Raw genomic sequence first — 18,010 nt, forward strand, 5'->3', positions numbered from 1 at the left:
TGTAGAAAGTGATATAATTGCAAAATGTATGTATCATTTTCTAAAGAAGGAAAAATATATAATTAGGTGATAACTTCTATGAAACAGATTTGGCGTATTTATAAGACAGATTTACGGAATGTAGCCAAACATTGGGCTGCAATTGTTATTGTTTTAGGATTAATGATTTTACCATCGTTATATGCATGGTTTAACATTAAAGCTTCTTGGGATCCGTATGGAAATACAAAAGAGGTTCCCATTGCAGTTTCTAACCAAGATGCAGGTTCTAATTTAAGAGGGAAAGACATTAATATCGGGAAAGAGATTGTAGACTCCCTTAAGAAAAACAAAAATCTTGGCTGGAAATTTGTAGATGAAAAACAAGCAATTTACGGAGTTGAGCGTGGGGATTATTATGCAAGTATTACGATTCCAAAAGACTTCTCTGAAAAAATTGCAACTGTTCTGGATGAAAATCCTAAAAAACCAGAACTGGATTATTATGTGAATGAAAAAGTAAACGCGATTGCACCGAAGATTACAGCAAAAGGTGCATCAGGCATTACAGAAGAAATTAGTAAAAACTTTGTAAAAACAGCAAACGGTGAGATTTTTAAAGTTTTCAATGATCTTGGAATCGATTTAGAAACAAATTTACCAAGTATCGAAAAAGTAAAAGATCTTGTATTTAAGTTAGAAGCGCAGTTCCCAGAAATGAATACACTTATGGATAAGGCATTAGATGATGCAACTCGAGCAGAAGATGTTGTGAAAGTAGCGCAGAAAGATTTACCTGTTGTAGAGAGTGTAATAAATGATGGGCAGGAAGCGTTGGCGAATTTAGATAAGTTCTTTGCAAGACAAGATCAAACATTAAAAAATGCTCCAGGGACGATAAGAAATGATTTAGTGGCAGCAAAAGGCGTTATGGATAGTGCAGCTGCATTTACTGACTTTTTAATGAATCCAGGTGTAGAATTAAATATTCCTGATTTGTCTGGAATGAATGGATTACCTGAATTCCCAGCGAGACCAGATCTTTCTAAGTTGAATAGTGATGGGTATAAAGGGATAGCACAAAATATTAATCAAACAGTAAATAATGTTCTAAGCTCATCACGTGCAGGAACAGCTTATGCACAAAGTGTTATGGATGGATTGCAAAATGGAAGCGTTGATCCAGAGATAGCTAAGAAAAATATTTCGACTATATCTAATAATCTTCAAACGCATATTGACAATCTTTCTTATGTAATTGATGTTATGGCTCGTTTAGAGCAAGGGGCTCAAACTGAGTTTGGGCAAAATTTCTTTAAAACAAGAAAAGAGCATTTAACGGATATTAAGAATGGACAACAAGATTTAAATAATCGTTTTAAACGTTTAAACGATTTAATTAGCACAGGTCAGGAAGTTAAACAAGATGTGCGTGATGGAATTAATCAGAAATTAAATGAAACAAATGCTTTAATCGATCGAGCTGAAAAAGATTACAATGAAACGTTTGTAGCTGATTATAAAAAGGCAGTTAGCGCGGTAGATCAAGCTAAAGCTGATGCAAATCAAATATATGATAATGCAAAAGCAGATTATGATAAAGCAAAAAATAGCCTTGAAGGTGCAAAAGCAGATTTACAGAAAGCAAAAGAAGATGTACAAAATAGAGGTATTAACGGTTTAGATTCAACGAAAGTAGCTTTAAATAGCTTAAATGGTCAATTCCAATCTGGAATCGGTTTAATTGATGATATGATTCCAGTTCTAGAAAGTACAAATAAGGTTTTAGCGGATGTAAATAGTGATAAAAACCTTAATAATGGAATCGCAAAATTAAACAAAGCGAAAAGCAGCTTACAAAAAGGTGTAGAGGCAACGAATAAGGGAATTACACTTCTTAACAATGGCCAGAAACCTACAAAAGATGTAATTGAAAGTATTAACAACGCTGCGAAGGGCGGATCAGCTCAATTAACAGATGTATTATCGACGTATGATTCAGAAATTGTACCTAATTTCAATACAGCAATTGCTCGTACAAAAGAGATGTCGAAAAATACAACTCAAATTTTAAATGATGCAGACAAAAAGCTTCCAGATGTTAAAAAATTACTAGAAGATTCATCAAAAGGCTTAGTAGACGGGAAAAAGAAATTAGCAGATATTAAAGCTGAAATGCCAGCTACTGAGAAAAAGATTAAAGAATTAGCAGATAAAATTCGTGATTTTGAATCTGAAGAGGATTTAAAAGACATCATACGCTTATTGAAAAACGATGTTGAAAAGCAAAGTGATTACTTTGCGAATCCAGTAAATTTAAAAGAGAATAAATTATTTGCGATGCCGAACTACGGTTCAGCGATGTCACCATTCTATACAGTGCTTGCATTATGGGTAGGCGCATTATTAATGGTTTCATTATTAACGGTAGAAGTACACGAAGAGGGCGCGAATTATAAGAGCCATGAAATTTACTTCGGACGTTTATTAACATTCTTAACGATAGGTCTTTCACAAGCGTTTATCGTATCGATGGGAGATATATTCTTACTCGGTACGTACGTAGTCGATAAGTTCTGGTTTGTGTTATTTAGTTTATTTATTGGTGGAGTCTTCGTTTGTATCGTATACTCACTCGTTTCTATTTTCGGAAACGTTGGGAAATCGATGGCAATCATTTTACTTGTACTGCAAGTAGCAGGATCGGGCGGAACATTCCCAATCCAAATGACACCAGCGTTCTTCCAAGCGATTTATCCGTTCTTACCATTCACATACGCAATTAGCGCAATTCGTGAAACAGTTGGCGGAATGCTTTGGGATATCGTAACGCGAGATTTACTTGTGTTAAGTGCTTTCGTAGTAGTTATGATCGTTGCTGCGTTATTACTGAAAACACCAATTAACAAATCAAGTGAAAAATTTGTTGAGAATGCAAAAGGAAGTAAAATCATTCACTAAAATAAAAGGTTCCTACCGATAGAGGTAGGAACCTTTTTGTTTAATCAAATTTTAATTTTTTTAATGCTTCTGCGAATGGGTTATTTAATGGTTCTTCTTCTTTTTTCTGTTGTTTCATATATTTTTGAACGTCGCGTTTATCGGCTTTGTTTCCAGATTCTTTTTTACGTCGCTCTTGGAATGTTGATAATTTCTCGCGATAGCCACATTTACATGCGAAAATTTGGCCTGCACCCTCACCACGTAATTCTAGTTTCTTTTTACATTGCGGACAGCGAGCGTTTGTTGTACGAGATACATTTTTACGATGACCACATTCACGATCTTGGCATACGAGCATTTTTCCCTTTTTGCCGTTTACTTCTAGCATTGGTTTACCGCAATCTGGACAAGACTTCGTTGAAATATTGTCATGTTTATATTTTTTATCAATCGATTTAATTTCAGAAACAATTTCTTTCGTATAGTTCTTCATTTCCGAAATGAATACTTCTTTCTTTAATTTTCCTTTTGCAATTGCCTCAAGTTTTTGTTCCCATTCACCAGTTAGTGTAGGTGATTTTAATTCTTCTGGTACTAAATCAAGTAATTGACGACCTTTTGATGTAATGTGAATATCTTTACCACGTTTTTCAATTAAGAAAGAATTGAAAAGTTTGTCGATAATATCTGCACGTGTCGCTACAGTACCTAATCCACCAGTTGATTTTAACGTATCAGCAAGTTGTTTATTTTGCGTATCCATATATTTTGTAGGATTCTCCATTGCTGAAAGTAAAGTTGCTTCATTAAAGCGTGCAGGTGCTTTCGTTTGGCCTGATGTTTGCATAAGTAACTTTACAGTTAATGTATCGCCCTTTTCAATGTGAGGTAGAATCTGCTCTTTTACGTCATCAGTTACATCATCGTCTTCAAATCGATTTTCGTATACTTCCTTCCAACCAGCATGTAAAATCGTTTTTCCGCGTGCAATGAACGTTTCACTACCAACTTTGGTACGTAATGTTAGTTGCTCATATTCGAATGCTGGGAATAAAACAGCTAAGAAACGTTTTACAACTAAATCATAAATTTTGTGTTCTTTATCTGTGAATGCTGAGAAGTTAACGTATCCTTCTGTTGGAATAATCGCATGATGATCGCTTACTTTACTATCATCGACAAATGATTTGTTAGGTTTGATAGGCTTTTGTAATACTTTATGTGCGAAGGGACGGTATTCTCCAACACCACATGCTTTTAGACGTTCTGGAAGTGTTCCAACGATATCAGATGAAATGTAGCGTGAATCTGTACGAGGGTACGTTAGCACTTTATGCTGTTCATACAATTTTTGCATAATATTTAATGTTTCTTTAGCAGAGTAACCGAACTTTTTATTTGCATCACGTTGCAATTCAGTTAAATCGTAAAGACCAGGAGAGAATGACTTCTTCTGTTTCTTATCAATTTCCACAACAGTAGCATTTTGTTTATCTAAACTTTTTACAATACCATCGATTTTTTCTTTATTAAAACTACGGCTATTGCCATTTGCATCTTGCCAAGTAAGTTTGAGCTTCTCCATTGTTTGAGCTTCGATGCCGTAGTACACTTGTGGTTTGAAGTTTTTAATTTCATCTTCACGTGCAGCTATCATGGCTACAGTAGGCGTCTGAACACGCCCACAATTTAACTGGGCATTAAAGCGAGTCGTTAAAGCACGAGTTGCATTAAGACCGATATACCAGTCAGCTTCTGAACGCGCAACTGCTGAAGCGTATAAATTGTCATAGGCTTTACCTGGTTTTAAATTTGCAAAACCATCTTTAATTGCTTTATCGGTTACAGAAGAAATCCATAAACGTTTGATTGGTTTATTTATCTTAACTTTATCGATAATCCAGCGTGCGACTAATTCCCCTTCACGTCCAGCGTCTGTTGCTACAATAATTTCATTTACATCTTTTCTAAGTAGCTGACTTTTTACAGCATTAAATTGTTTACCAGTTTGTTTAATAACCGTTAATTTCAAACGCTCAGGTAGCATCGGTAAATCTTCTAAATTCCACTTTTTATATTTCACATCATAGCTTTCTGGATCAGCTAATGTAACAAGATGGCCTAAAGCCCAAGTTACAATATATTTACTACCCTCAAGATAGCCGTTTCCTTTTTTATCACACTTCAGTACACGAGCAATATCTCGTGCAACGGAAGGTTTTTCAGCGATTACAACGCTTTTTGACATATTAAAAACATCCTTTCAAATTTCCATAAGTTAAATATAGCATACATCTTCTTGAGATTCAGTTTCGCTCCATATTTGAGCTGTTTTTAATGGAGTGAACAAAATCCCAACTGATTAAAGTTTCACTTTATCAGTTGCTTCTATATTAAATAGAAAAGTAAAGAACTTGTTATTTTACTAGAATAAGAGTAGACTTTGAAGTAGATGAATAAGAAACACATGGGAGTTTGTGGATACAAACTGAGAGTATGACTAGTCCGTCATTGACCATTTGAACCTGTTGGATAATGCCAGCGTAGGGAGAGTGTAAAAGCACATGTTCAGGCACTTTGCGTACGCGCGAAGTGTCTTTTTGTGTATCTCCCATCATTATAGTTAGGAGATGAAAAGGATGAATATGAAAGAAATTAGTAAAGTAGTGGATTTGGTGAGAGAATCTAATCCGCTTGTTCATAATATTACAAATGTTGTTGTAACAAATTTTACTGCTAACGGTTTGTTGGCACTTGGGGCATCGCCTGTAATGGCGTATGCAAAAGAAGAAGTAGCAGAAATGGCTAGCATTGCTGGAGCGTTAGTATTAAATATGGGGACACTTCGTCCTGAAGAAGTAGAAGCGATGTTACTCGCAGGTAAATCAGCAAATGCGAACAATGTGCCAGTACTATTTGATCCAGTTGGTGCAGGAGCAACTTCGTATCGAACAGAAGTTGCGAGACATATTCCGGCTGAAATCGATTTAGCAATTATCCGCGGAAATGCAGCTGAAATAGCAAATGTTATTAATGAGAAATGGGAAATTAAAGGGGTAGACGCTGGTACTGGACATGGCAATGTTGTAAGTATTGCAAGGCAGGCAGCAGACGAATTAAATACAGTTGCGGTTATTACTGGAAAAGAAGATGTTGTTACAGATGGAGAGAGAACTATTGTTATTCGAAACGGTCACCCTATTTTAACGAAAGTTACGGGAACAGGTTGTTTACTAACTTCGGTAATAGGAGCATTTGTAGCAGTAGAAAAAGATTATGTAAAAGCAGCAGTAGCTGCATTAACATTTTATGGAGTAGCAGCGGAACTAGCAGCGGCTAAAACGGTAGAAAAAGGACCTGGTAGTTTCCAAATTGAATTTTTAAATCAGTTAGCGAATACTACTTCTGATGATATTGAGAAGTATGGGAAGATTGAGGAGTTAAAGTAAGGGGGAGGAAACACACGATGCGCATTGAAACAAAGAAAATGTCTAAGTTATTACAGGTGTATTTTATTATGGGAAGTAATAATTGCGCGAAGGATCCTTTATCTGTATTGAAAGAAGCATTAGATGGTGGAGTGACACTTTTTCAATTTCGTGAAAAGGGAGAAGGGGCTTTAATTGGAGAAGAAAGAGTGCGTTTTGCAAAAGAATTGCAGGCGCTTTGTAAGGAATATAGTGTTCCTTTCATTGTAAATGATGATGTAGAATTAGCCATTGAATTAGATGCAGATGGTGTTCATGTAGGACAAGATGATGAAGGAATTACATCTGTTCGTGAAAAAATGGGAGATAAAATTATCGGCGTATCTGCTCATACAATTGAAGAAGCACGCTTTGCAATCGAAAACGGAGCAGATTATTTAGGTGTTGGACCTATTTTCCCAACGAGTACGAAAAAAGATACGAAAGCGGTTCAAGGAACGAAAGGATTAGCTTATTTTAGAGAACAAGGAATTACAGTGCCAATCGTTGGTATTGGTGGGATTACAATTGAAAATACAGTGGCAGTTATAGAAGCGGGTGCGGACGGTGTTTCAGTTATTTCAGCAATTAGCTTAGCTGAATCTGCGTATGAAAGTACGAGAAAATTAGCTGAAGAAGTAAAGAGAAGTTTGTAGGGAAGGACGTGTAGTATTTTAAGTGCTACATGGAGAAATAGACTGCCCCAAAATTTAAACAAATATTTGATTAAAAAAGCACAAACCTTTTTAAATAAAGGTTTGTGCTTTTTCTTTAAAACATAATTGAAATTAAGAGCATTCCAATTCCGATAGAAGTAAATGTTGCAATTAGGCCCGGAATCATAAAACTATGATTTAATACGTATTTACCGATACCTGTTGTACCAGTGCGGTCGAAGTTAATGGCAGCAACGATTGTTCCATAGTTTGGAATGAAGAAGTATCCGTTCACTGCAGGGAACATAGCAATCAGTAATGCTGGCGGAATACCAAGAGATAGTCCAAGTGGCATTAAGGCACGAACTGTTGCTGCTTGGCTGTACAGTAAAATAGATAGAATGAATAATGCGATAGCAAATAGCCATGGTGCACTTGTTACTAAATGCTGAATGGATCCTTGAATCATATTTAAGTTTCCGTTAAAGAAAGTATCTCCCATCCAAGCGATACCGAAAATAGCAACAACTGCTGTTGCTCCTGCTTTAAAGACGTTACCAGATACAATGCTTTCTACATTTGGTTTACAGAAAATAATAATAAGGGCCGCGATAGTTAACATAACCATCTCAATTGTGTTCGGCATGGAAAGACGAGCTAACTTCCCATCAACTATCCATCCTGGACGAAGTGCTTCAAATGAACCAAGAAGTACAACAAGGAAGGTTCCTACAAGGAAAAGGATAACTGATAATTTGGCGCCCTTTACACCTACAAATTCTTTTTTCTCTTCAAGTTTAGGAATCATTCCTTCGTTTAATCGTTTTAAGTATTCAGGGTCTTCATTTAATTCTTTTCCCATCTTACTAGCAACAAATGCTGCTAACATACAAGCAATGAAAGTAGAAGGAATACTCACTTTTAAAATATCTAATAAAGTGATTTTATAGTCAGCTAACATTGCTAAAAGAGCAACTGTGGCAGCTGAAATTGGACTAGCTGTAATTGCTTGTTGAGAAGCGATTACGGCAATCGACATTGGGCGTTCCGGTCTAATCCCTGATTCACGAGAGACTTCTGCAATAACAGGAAGTACAGAATAGGCAACGTGACCAGTACCTGCACATAGTGTGAATAAATAAGTAACAATTGGAGCAAAAAAAGTAATACGCTTTGGATTTTTTCGTAATGCTTTTTCAGCTAGATGAACAAGATAGTCCATTCCTCCAGCAGCTTGCAAAGCACCAGCAGCTGTAATTACTGCCAAAATCATAAGCATTACATCGATAGGAGGCGCGGTAGGTTGTAAGTGGAAGACAAAAACGAGTATTGCCATACCAACTCCACCCATTACTCCTAAACCAACTCCGCCTAGGCGTGCACCAATAAAAATACAGAGTAACAAGGTAAGAAATTGTAGCCAAAACATGATAAACTACCTCCGAAATTCATTAGTTAAGATATATTCGAATAGTTTAATTTGAATGAAAATTAAATAAATACCCGAAGAAATCCTTGTTATTAATACATTTTTTATTATATAACACAAAAAAAGTAACATTCACGTACTTTTTGAAATTATTTTGAAAAAACAATGCGTTAAAAATTTGTATTTATATCTCTAAATAAGTAGACATTTTGATTTATATGTTGTAATCTTTGAAAGAGAATAAATTAATTCTCATAGAACTCCCATATCGTTCAACTCGTTCAGCGAGAAAGGCAAACTGATGGAAACATGAGGACGCAAAACTACAGGAGCTAAGGTCGAAAGGCTATGCTAGCCAGTTACCGGACGGATAGGGTTGGTCTTTGCCAATGCTTTTACATTGGCTTTTTTTTATTCTCGAACATATTGAGAAACATTTTTAAACAAAATATTCATATATTTTGTTTTTTTTGTTTATGTTAGTTAAGGAAGGTGGATATTAATGAAAAAATATTGGCATAAGTTATCGTTCCTTCAAAAGAACGTCTTATTAACCGTACTAGTTATTTTGACGCTTGTTGGAAGTATGGGTGCGTTAAGTTTCAACATGTTTCAAAATAGTATGATGTCTTTATTTGAAAGGCAGTCTATTGAAACAGGAGAAATAGTATTAAAAAAATTGGATTTAGAGTTAGTTAGAGACATGGCGAAAGATCCTACAGCCGAAAAAGTGAAAAAAGAAAAGTTAACAGAGAAATTAGATGAAGTTTCAAAAGAATTGAAAAGTGTTGGACAAACGTATGTTACAGGAGCAAAGCCGAATGAAAAGCGAGAATTACAACTCGTTGGTTTGACTACAGAGTTAACAAATGCATTCCCTATAAAGACGGGAGATTATTATGAACAACCCGCTCATTGGATGAAGGCATACGATAAAGTGATTGATACGAAAAAGGCACAAATGACAGAAGTATATGAAGATGAAATAGGTTCGTGGGTGACAATATTAGAACCAATTACGGATGGAGAAAACAATATTGTTGCAATTATTGCGGCTGACCTAGATGCTTCCATTGTTCCTATTACAAAAGAGAAGTTTATGATACAGGGCTTACTCTTTATCATTATTTCATTAGCAATTGCGACTATTACTCAATTCTTTATCGTGCGTCACTCGCTAGCTCCATTAAAAGATTTACGAGAAGGGTTACGTAAAATTGGTGAAGGAGACTTAAGTATTAAATTAAAAGAAAGACCAGATGATATTGGAATTATTAATGTTTATTTCAATAACACGATTGAAAAATTTAAAGGGATTATAGATAAAGTAAGGCAAACTGCTGAGCAAGTTTCTTCTTCTTCGCAAGAGTTGTCAGCGAGTACAGAGGAAAATAGTATGGCAGTTCAAGAGATTGCAAGTTCTATTGAAGGTTTAAGAGTAGGGGCACAGTCTCAAAAAACGTCAGTACAACAATGTTTAGGAATTGTACATGGAATGGAAGATAAGGTAGAAGAGATAACTGGGGCTGCAAAACAAGTTGCGGTTGCTTCTGAAGGTATGGAGCAACATTCAATTGAAGGTAATGAAGTGATTGGACAAATTATTAATCAAATGAGTTTAATCCAAAATGCAGTACAAGATTTATCTTCCATCATTTATTCGTTAGAAACAAGGTCAAAAGAAATTAGTGATATCGTAACTGTAATTACAGGTATTTCAAATCAAACAAATCTATTAGCTTTAAATGCTTCTATTGAGGCTTCACGTGCTGGAGCAGCTGGAAGAGGGTTTGCGGTTGTTGCTGATGAAGTACGAAAATTAGCAGAACAAACTGAAGCGTCTGCAAAAGATATAGCGAAATTAATTGGTGAAACACAAGCTGAGACAGAAGATGCTGTAGTTTCCATGCAAAAAGGTTCAAAAGAAGTAGAAACTGGAATTTCACTTGTTCAAAGTAGTGGAGATTTCTTTGAAAAAATTTCAAAATCAGCGCAATCTGTTACAGATCAAGTAAAAGCTGTTTCTGGTAATTCGAGTGACATTTTACAAAATAGCCAAAATATTGTTCAAGTTGTAAATGAATTATCGCATATTGCAAATACTTATGCCAACAGCAGTAGTAATGTTGAAGAAAGCATGAAAGAGCAAGAAATATCAGTACAAGATATTGCAGAATTAGCGACTTCTTTAAGTTGGCTTTCTCAGGAATTACAAGAGCTAATTGGTGAGTTTAAAAGTGAATAAGAAGAAAGATCAATTCTAATCAAAGGGGGGATCCCCCTTTGATTATGAATTGAACGAATCTGCCCGTTAATAAGGGATGAAAAAGGTGTGAATTTTCACACCTTTATTATATTTGAGAGAGGAATTTACATAAATATGAAATTAGCGATTTCTTATAATGAGATGGTAAAAGAATTTTTAGGAAAAGTAGAAGGAAATATTACAATACCTAAAGATGTGCAAGGAAAAGAAATTAGAATGAAAAGAAAAACGGAACTGTTTCTAAATTTGACTCACATTGTAGATTTAATAGGAGCGACTGCAACGTGGTTATATCATATTTCTAAAGAAAAACATATTGTCGTGTTTTATCATGTAAGAGGAAGTTTATTTCCGATTACTATTGAAGTTTCTAATTTTCTTTCCTATGAAAGTTTGAATCTACAGATTGAAGAGCAACTGGAACAAATTAAAGAAATAAATGCGGAAGAAATAGAAGAGTTTCAAAATGGTAAGAAATTATATGAAATGTCACCTATTATTATTGGTGAAACATATTATGAGCTACAAGATGCGAATACATTACAATTTGTATTTAGTAAAAATATGCAAAGTGTAGAAATAATATTTAATAGTGTTAATTGGAAAGAGACAACGATTACTCGTTATGCACAACAAATACAAGTTGTTTTAATTGATAAATCACAAAATAATAATAAACACATAAAACATTTTAATATTATTACAGAGGCCGAGATGGCACTTTATAGTCAAGTGAATGATACGACAGCGGTATATCCTGAGAAAAGTATCGTCGATATGTTCTATAATACTGTTACTCAATTTCCAAATCGTATAGCTTTATCTTCAAGGGAAGGTACTTTAACTTATGAGGAGTTAAATAAAAAAAGTAATCAAATAGCTCATATGTTAATTAAAAACGGCGTACGATTAGGAGACTATGTTGGAATATTTATGAAACGTAGCATAGACACAGTAGTAAGTATGGTAGCTATATTAAAAGCTGGTGCAGCGTATGTTCCAATTGATCCAGATTATCCAGAAAGTAGAATACAGTACATTATTCAAGATAGCCAAGCGAAAGTTATATTGATGAAAGAGACGCCTATAACATGTGATGGAGTTCAAACTGTTTCAATTTATGATAGTGAAACTTGTGAAGATATAGATGTAAAGTTGTCTATTCATTGTGATGATGTAGCTTATATGATTTATACATCTGGTTCAACAGGGAATCCAAAGGGAACGATGTTAGCACATAGAGGCGTTGTTAATCTGTATACTTGGATGAAAAAGCAATATGAATTGACAGAAGAGGATGTATTTGCCCAATTTCCTTCCTTTAGTTTCGATGCCTCTGTATGGGAGTCATTTGCTTCTTTATTCTGTGGAGGAAACTTGTATGTATTATTAGAGGAAGAGCGATTGTCTGTAGAAGCATTTGCACATGCAATCTATAAAGTGAAAGCAACTTCGATCTTGGCATTAGCAACAATTTTTGTTCGACAAGTAGCAACGTATTTAGCAGAAGAAGATATATATAAGCTAGCTTCCCTAAAAAGAATTGCGATTGGCGGTGAAATGTTGCCTGTAGAGGTTATTAAATTGTGGAGAGAAAGAATAGGTACAAATGTTGAAATTCATAATGTATACGGACCGACAGAATGTACTGTAGTGACGACAACTTATAAAATACCTAGTCAGTTAAATGAGGATGTTGCGAGTATTCCCATTGGTAAACCATGTTCTAATTATCAAGTTATGATTTTGGATGAGAATATGAATCTTTGTCCAATTGGTGTACCTGGTGAATTATATATAGATTCAGTAGGATTAGCAAAAGGCTATTTTAATAAACCTAATAAAACAATTGAAGCTTTTATTCCGAACCCTTTTAATCCTATAGTTAATATATATAAAACAGGTGATATCGTTAAGTTGCTAGAGGATGGAAATATAGAGTTTTTACATCGGAAAGATGATCAAGTAAAAATTAGAGGACATCGTATTGAACTAGGAGAAATCCAAAGTAAAATTTTTCAAAATCATAATATAAAAGAAAATGCTGTTTTTGCTAAGAAGAGTAAGGAAGGTAGCCAATATTTAATCGCGTTCTATACAACTTTAAATAAAAAAGAAATACCAGAATTAGTTTATCAGTTACAAGAGCAATTACCAGATTATATGGTGCCATCTAAACTAATTTATATTAATGAATTACCACTTACACCTAATAAAAAGATTGATGTTAAGAAGTTAGCTCAGTTAGAAGAAAAGTATGAACCGGTTCGTCTACAAGAATATGTTGCACCTTCTAATAAAGCAGAAAAACAAATAGCGAATGCTTGGGCGAAAGTATTAGGAATTTCAAAAGTTGGAGTGCATGATGATTTCTTTACAATTGGTGGACATTCATTGAAAGTATTACGAGTCTTAACATTGTTAAAAGAAGATTTCTCACATTTAACAATTCAAGATTTCTTTAAAGAAAGAACGATATATGGATTAGCTCGAATTGAGCGAGAAGTAAAAGTAGAGAAAGAAGAAGTATTTCGTGAATATAAAGTGATTCACGAACCGGATACTATTACGTATGCAAACGTTTTGGAAGAAACCCAGATTTCAAATGTCTTTTTAACAGGAGCTACTGGTTATTTAGGATCACACATATTATATGAATTGCTAAGAGATACATCTGCTACTATTTATTGTTTAGTAAGACCAACCAAAGATGTGCAGCAAAGAATTATAGATACATTAACAGGTTACTTTAATGATATATGTGAAGAATGGTTACAGCGTATACAGGCCGTAGCTGGCGATCTAGGAGAAGAGTATCTTGGGATGAGCGAAGAAGAATTTATGTTCATCAGTTCTAAGATGGATACGATAATTCATTGCGGTGCAGATGTAAGACATTTTGGAGATGTAAAACAATTTGAAAATATAAATGTACAAGGGACTAGCCGTATGCTAGCATTAGCGGAAAAAGGCGCTACATTCCATTTTATTTCTACAATTGGTATCCCGTTAGAATTAGCGGTAGATCAATGGGATACATACATGAAAACTGGTGATTTTAATTACAGTGTAGACTTAGAGAATGTATATTCAAATAGTAAACTACAAGCGGAAAACATTGTTCGTGAAGCAATGAAAAATGGTTTGCGTGGAAATATTTATCGTGCAGGTAATTTAGCATGTCATTCAGAAACAGGTTCGTTCCAACAAAATATTGAAGGAAACGCATTTTATCGTCTTATTAAAACAATGCTATTAATTGGGAAAGCACCAAATGTGAAGTGGAAAGTTGATTTCACACCAATTGATTTTGCTAGTAAATCAATTGTATCGTATTTACAAGATGCGCAAATTGTAGGAGAGACGTTACATATTTGTCATCCACATCAAATTGAGTTTGAACAATTTATACAGCTAATTGGAGAGTGTGGATACAATCTTGAAATGGTTCCACTTTCAGAATATGAAAATGCCGGACTTGAATTAGCAAAGGGAAATGAAGTAATAGCAGAGTTAATTGCTTCTCAAGTTGCAGGAGATGGAGCACAGCAATCTGAAATTGTAATGGGGACGCGTAGAACGAATGAATGGATTAAGAAAAAAGAATTGAAAGTACCAGCAATTAATAAAGAATTTATACAGCAGTTATTAGCTTATGGTGAAAAAGTTGGATATTTTCCAAAAATAATGAAATGATTATGCATGCTTTTGTTTGTTCAATAAAATAAATCATGCTACAATGAAAACGAATTAAGGACCGGGGAGCCAATTGGCTGAGAGGATGTAAGTAAACATCGACCCTCAACCTGATCTGGATAATGCCAGCGTAGGGAGTTACTTAAAGTGATGTAGCATATGTTATTCTATAATAACTTGCATACAAGGCTTTCCTACGCAGTAGGAAAGCCTTTTCTTATTTTTGAAATTTAATTTTATAAGGGGGATTTTATTATGTCACAACAAGTTACAATGTCATTTTCAGTAGTACCACAAGCGAAAACGAAAGATGTATATTCTGTTGTCGATAAAGCAATTGAAGTTGTGCAACAATCGGGAGTTCGTTATGAAGTAGGGGCAATGGAAACAACTTTGGAAGGAGAATTAGATGTACTTCTTGATGTCGTTAAACGTGCACAACAAGCTTGCGTCGATGCTGGAGCAGAAGAAGTGATTACTTCTATTAAAATCCATTATCGTCCAAGCACTGGTGTAACGATAGATGAAAAGGTTTGGAAGTACCGTGATGAATATGCAAAACCAGAAGCAATCTAAACTTATTACAACTATTTGGCTTATCCTTCTCATTGCGATATGGGAAGGATCTGTTTCATTATTTAAAATCGAACCGTGGATTTTACCAAAGCCTTCTGCCATTGTTCAAGAATTAATTGGGATGAAAGATTTACTATTACCAAATACGATGCAAACACTGCAGGAAGTTATAATTGGACTATTCTTTGCAATTTTATTGGGGACGAGCATCGCAATTATTATGGACGTTATACCGTTATTTCGTATTTTAATAAATCCATTGCTCGTTATTTCGCAAACAATTCCAATTGTTGTACTTGCACCACTATTTATTATTTGGTTTGGATATGGGATGTTGCCGAAAGTAATGGTCGTAATACTCGTTTGTTTCTTCCCAATTGCGCTTAGTATTTTAGAAGGTTTTCAAACAGTAGATAAAAACATGTTGAAGCTGTTACAAACAATGAAGGCGACGAAATGGCAAGTTTACCAGAAAGTAAAATTTCCAGCAGTGCTTCCATACTTTTTCTCAGGCTTAAAAATTGCAGTTACATATAGCGTAATGGGGGCAATTATCGGAGAATGGCTCGGTGCAAGTGAAGGATTAGGCGTTATGCTTACGAGGGCTACAAAATCTTTTTTGACTGCCCGAGTATTTGGTGTTGCAGCAATCATCGTTATGGTGACATTGTGCCTGTATTTTATCGTAGAGTTTATGGCAAGAATAACAGCACCATGGATATATAGAAAGGACGGCAGAAAATGAAAAAAGGTTTGAAAGTTATGTTAGCTGCCTTAGTAGCGGTAGGTGTGGCTGGATGTAATCCGGCGAAGAAAGAAGAAAGTAAAAGTAAAGATCAAAAAGTAAAAGTAGTATTAGATTGGTTTCCAAATACGAATCATACTGGCTTATATGTAGCACAAACGAAAGATTATTACAAAAAGCAAGGATTAGATGTAGAAATTATTCAACCGGGTGACAATGTAACAGCAGAGCAAATGATAGCATCAGGAAAAGCTGACTTCGCAATAAGCGCACAAGAAAATGTAACGTTGGCTCGTGTGGAAGGGATTCCTGTTGTATCTGTCGGAGCGATTATTCAGCATAACACTTCAGCATTTGCATCACTTAAGAAAGATAATATGACGTCACCGAAAGATTTTGAAGGTAAACGTTACGGCGGCTGGGGAGGACCAGCAGAAGAAGCGACATTAAAGACGATTATGGATAAGCATCAAGCTGATTTTAATAAAGTTGAAAAAATCATCTTAGGACAAACCGATTTCTTTAAATCAATCGGCCGTGATGCAGACTTTGAATGGATTTATTACGGATGGGATGGAATTGAAGCGAAGCGCCAAGGAAAAGAGTTAAATACGATTATGGTAAAAGACTTAGACCCAGCGCTTGATTTCTATAGTCCTGTTATTATTACGAGTGAAAAACATACGAAGCAAGATAAAGACTTTGTGAAAAAGTTTATGAGTGCAACAACAGAAGGTTATAATTTTGCAATTAAGGAACCGAAAGAAGCTGCTGATATTTTAATTAAAGCTGTTCCAGATGTAAATAAAGATTTAGTTCAAGAAAGCCAAAAATGGTTAAGTACGAAGTATCAAGATGATGCTAAAGCATGGGGAGTACAGAAGGAAGAAATTTGGACGAATTACATGAATTTCTTATATGACAACAAAGTTATTAAAAAGAAAATCGATGTAAAAGATGCTTTTACAAATGAATTCCTTCCAAGTGAAAAATGAGCGGATTACAAATAAAAAATATAGTGAAATCTTTCGATGGAAAGAATGTACTAGAGAAGATTAGTGCCTCTATACAAGAGGGAGAGTTTGTCTCCTTTGTAGGCCCGAGTGGTTGCGGGAAAAGCACATTATTAAACATGATTGCAAATGTTGAAAAACCAACAAGCGGGAATGTAACGTATAACGATAAGCAAGTACAAGAGCAAGATGTTGTTAGTTATATGCCACAACAAGATTTATTACTACCGTGGCGATCAGCTTTGCAAAATATCGTTCTTCCGTTAGAAATTGAAGGAAAGCCGAAAAAACAAAGACTGACAGAAGGAATGGAAGCATTAAAGCAGTTCGAACTAGATGAATATGCAGACCATTATCCAGATGAATTGTCTGGTGGTATGCGTCAAAGAATTAGTTTTCTGCGCACCTATTTATGTGAAAAGCCAATTATGCTGCTTGATGAGCCTTTTGGAAAGTTAGATGCATTTACAAAAATGGAAGTACATAGCTGGCTTTTAAACTCTTGGCATCAAGAGAAGCAAACAATCGTTATGGTGACACATGACTTAGATGAGGCAATCTTGCTGTCTGACCGTTTATTTATTTTATCTCAAAGACCAGCGTCAATAGTTGGCGAGGTACAAGTGAAATTACCTAGGCCGAGAACGATGGATATGTTAACATCACTCGAATTAAAAAAGGATAAAGAAGAGATTTTAAGTGTGTTAGCTCCTTATATGAAAAAATAGAAAAAGCTGATGTTTTAATTTTAGACGAACCGACTAATCATTTGGATGTAGAAACTAAGATGGCTTTACAGGAAGCGTTACAACAATACAAAGGAACGGTTTTAATTGTCTCACATGAACCTTCTTTCTATGAATCGTGGATAACAAAAGTATGGAATATAGAAGATTGGAATGCTGAACAATATGAATAAAGAAAAGGCATTAGCTTTTATGAGCTAATGCCTTTTCTTTGTGATTAACATGATTTTCGAGAACTCTTACATGAGAATTGTATGAAGAAGCACTCTTATGGTGCGCTTATAAGCGTGCTTTTTCTTTTGTTATATTTATAATAATACGAAAGCCTTTCCCTAACAGGTGACTATCTTTCTTTATATATATAGATAGTTCAAAATGGAATGAAAATAATTCCTATATGTAAAGGATAATATGGATATTATAGGAAGACAATAGAAATTAAAGGGAATTCATTTAAAATTCAAATGAACTTCATATAAACTTCATATATAAAC

General features: G+C 34.9%; 11 protein-coding genes, 1 pseudogene and 3 riboswitches. Of the genes and pseudogenes, 10 read left to right on the forward strand and 2 right to left on the reverse strand.

The features are described from left to right. The first annotated feature begins 78 nt into the window (after nucleotides 1–78). A complete protein-coding gene (locus tag AC0OM3_RS26145; RefSeq protein ID WP_000810095.1) occupies nucleotides 79–2,940 on the forward strand; it encodes a YhgE/Pip domain-containing protein in 2,862 nt (953 codons plus the stop codon). A gap of 40 nt (nucleotides 2,941–2,980) precedes the next feature. Here the strand turns inward: AC0OM3_RS26145 and topB are convergent, their stop codons facing one another. Beyond that, a complete protein-coding gene (gene topB, locus AC0OM3_RS26150; protein WP_474213238.1) occupies nucleotides 2,981–5,170 on the reverse strand; it encodes a DNA topoisomerase III in 2,190 nt (729 codons plus the stop codon). Between the two features lie 209 nt (nucleotides 5,171–5,379). Continuing rightward, a riboswitch (TPP riboswitch) is annotated at nucleotides 5,380–5,489 on the forward strand. A 72-nt stretch (nucleotides 5,490–5,561) separates the two neighbouring features. Between topB and thiM the strand changes: the two genes are divergently transcribed. Both thiM and thiE read left to right on the forward strand, forming a co-directional pair. Further along, nucleotides 5,562–6,371: a hydroxyethylthiazole kinase gene (gene thiM, locus AC0OM3_RS26155; RefSeq protein ID WP_001056091.1), complete on the forward strand. Its 810-nt coding sequence runs from the start codon at nucleotides 5,562–5,564 to the stop codon at nucleotides 6,369–6,371. 17 nt (nucleotides 6,372–6,388) lie between these two features. Next, nucleotides 6,389–7,045 (forward strand): thiamine phosphate synthase, encoded by a 657-nt coding sequence (gene thiE, locus AC0OM3_RS26160; protein ID WP_001217745.1) that lies wholly within the window; start codon nucleotides 6,389–6,391, stop codon nucleotides 7,043–7,045. A 115-nt stretch (nucleotides 7,046–7,160) separates the two neighbouring features. Here the strand turns inward: thiE and AC0OM3_RS26165 are convergent, their stop codons facing one another. Further along, on the reverse strand, nucleotides 7,161–8,474 hold the full coding sequence (locus AC0OM3_RS26165; RefSeq protein WP_000498707.1) for an anaerobic C4-dicarboxylate transporter family protein: 1,314 nt from the start codon (nucleotides 8,472–8,474) through the stop codon (nucleotides 7,161–7,163). Between the two features lie 282 nt (nucleotides 8,475–8,756). Beyond that, a riboswitch (cyclic di-GMP riboswitch) is annotated at nucleotides 8,757–8,841 on the forward strand. 135 nt (nucleotides 8,842–8,976) lie between these two features. Between AC0OM3_RS26165 and AC0OM3_RS26170 the strand changes: the two genes are divergently transcribed. From AC0OM3_RS26170 to AC0OM3_RS26200, 7 genes and pseudogenes are all read left to right on the forward strand, one after another. Then, nucleotides 8,977–10,719, forward strand: a complete 1,743-nt coding sequence (locus AC0OM3_RS26170) for a methyl-accepting chemotaxis protein (protein WP_474213239.1) — start codon at nucleotides 8,977–8,979, stop codon at nucleotides 10,717–10,719. Between the two features lie 135 nt (nucleotides 10,720–10,854). After that, nucleotides 10,855–14,436, forward strand: coding sequence for a non-ribosomal peptide synthetase family protein (locus tag AC0OM3_RS26175; RefSeq protein ID WP_474213240.1), 3,582 nt, complete (start codon nucleotides 10,855–10,857; stop codon nucleotides 14,434–14,436). A 52-nt stretch (nucleotides 14,437–14,488) separates the two neighbouring features. Continuing rightward, a riboswitch (TPP riboswitch) is annotated at nucleotides 14,489–14,590 on the forward strand. A gap of 101 nt (nucleotides 14,591–14,691) precedes the next feature. After that, nucleotides 14,692–15,012: an MTH1187 family thiamine-binding protein gene (locus AC0OM3_RS26180; protein ID WP_000082906.1), complete on the forward strand. Its 321-nt coding sequence runs from the start codon at nucleotides 14,692–14,694 to the stop codon at nucleotides 15,010–15,012. Beyond that, entirely contained in the window at nucleotides 14,984–15,757 is a 774-nt protein-coding gene (locus tag AC0OM3_RS26185; protein WP_001057166.1) for an ABC transporter permease, read from the forward strand. The genes AC0OM3_RS26180 and AC0OM3_RS26185 overlap by 29 nt, the downstream gene beginning before the upstream one ends. Then, nucleotides 15,754–16,752: an ABC transporter substrate-binding protein gene (locus AC0OM3_RS26190; protein WP_000715577.1), complete on the forward strand. Its 999-nt coding sequence runs from the start codon at nucleotides 15,754–15,756 to the stop codon at nucleotides 16,750–16,752. The genes AC0OM3_RS26185 and AC0OM3_RS26190 overlap by 4 nt, the downstream gene beginning before the upstream one ends. Continuing rightward, nucleotides 16,749–17,498 carry an ABC transporter ATP-binding protein gene (locus AC0OM3_RS26195; protein WP_474213241.1) on the forward strand — a complete coding sequence of 250 codons (750 nt, stop codon included), beginning with the start codon at nucleotides 16,749–16,751 and terminating at the stop codon, nucleotides 17,496–17,498. Before AC0OM3_RS26190 ends, AC0OM3_RS26195 begins: the two co-directional genes overlap by 4 nt. Further along, nucleotides 17,495–17,689, forward strand: a pseudogene (locus AC0OM3_RS26200) (P-loop NTPase family protein); the annotation flags it as partial. The gene AC0OM3_RS26195 and the pseudogene AC0OM3_RS26200, both read left to right, overlap by 4 nt. Nucleotides 17,690–18,010: the final 321 nt, after the last annotated feature.

The sequence above is a fragment of the Bacillus sp. FAU20 genome, assembly GCF_056033865.1.

What these genes read in the sequence shown, in the direction of transcription:
- AC0OM3_RS26175 (WP_474213240.1), top strand. Translation starts at nt 10,855, where the DNA reads ATGAAATTAGCGATTTCTTATAATGAGATGGTAAAAGAATTTTTAGGA.
- AC0OM3_RS26165 (WP_000498707.1), bottom strand. Translation starts at nt 8,474, where the DNA reads ATGTTTTGGCTACAATTTCTTACCTTGTTACTCTGTATTTTTATTGGT.
- topB (WP_474213238.1), bottom strand. Translation starts at nt 5,170, where the DNA reads ATGTCAAAAAGCGTTGTAATCGCTGAAAAACCTTCCGTTGCACGAGAT.
- AC0OM3_RS26195 (WP_474213241.1), top strand. Translation starts at nt 16,749, where the DNA reads ATGAGCGGATTACAAATAAAAAATATAGTGAAATCTTTCGATGGAAAG.
- thiE (WP_001217745.1), top strand. Translation starts at nt 6,389, where the DNA reads ATGCGCATTGAAACAAAGAAAATGTCTAAGTTATTACAGGTGTATTTT.
- thiM (WP_001056091.1), top strand. Translation starts at nt 5,562, where the DNA reads ATGAATATGAAAGAAATTAGTAAAGTAGTGGATTTGGTGAGAGAATCT.
- AC0OM3_RS26190 (WP_000715577.1), top strand. Translation starts at nt 15,754, where the DNA reads ATGAAAAAAGGTTTGAAAGTTATGTTAGCTGCCTTAGTAGCGGTAGGT.
- AC0OM3_RS26180 (WP_000082906.1), top strand. Translation starts at nt 14,692, where the DNA reads ATGTCACAACAAGTTACAATGTCATTTTCAGTAGTACCACAAGCGAAA.
- AC0OM3_RS26145 (WP_000810095.1), top strand. Translation starts at nt 79, where the DNA reads ATGAAACAGATTTGGCGTATTTATAAGACAGATTTACGGAATGTAGCC.
- AC0OM3_RS26170 (WP_474213239.1), top strand. Translation starts at nt 8,977, where the DNA reads ATGAAAAAATATTGGCATAAGTTATCGTTCCTTCAAAAGAACGTCTTA.
- AC0OM3_RS26185 (WP_001057166.1), top strand. Translation starts at nt 14,984, where the DNA reads ATGAATATGCAAAACCAGAAGCAATCTAAACTTATTACAACTATTTGG.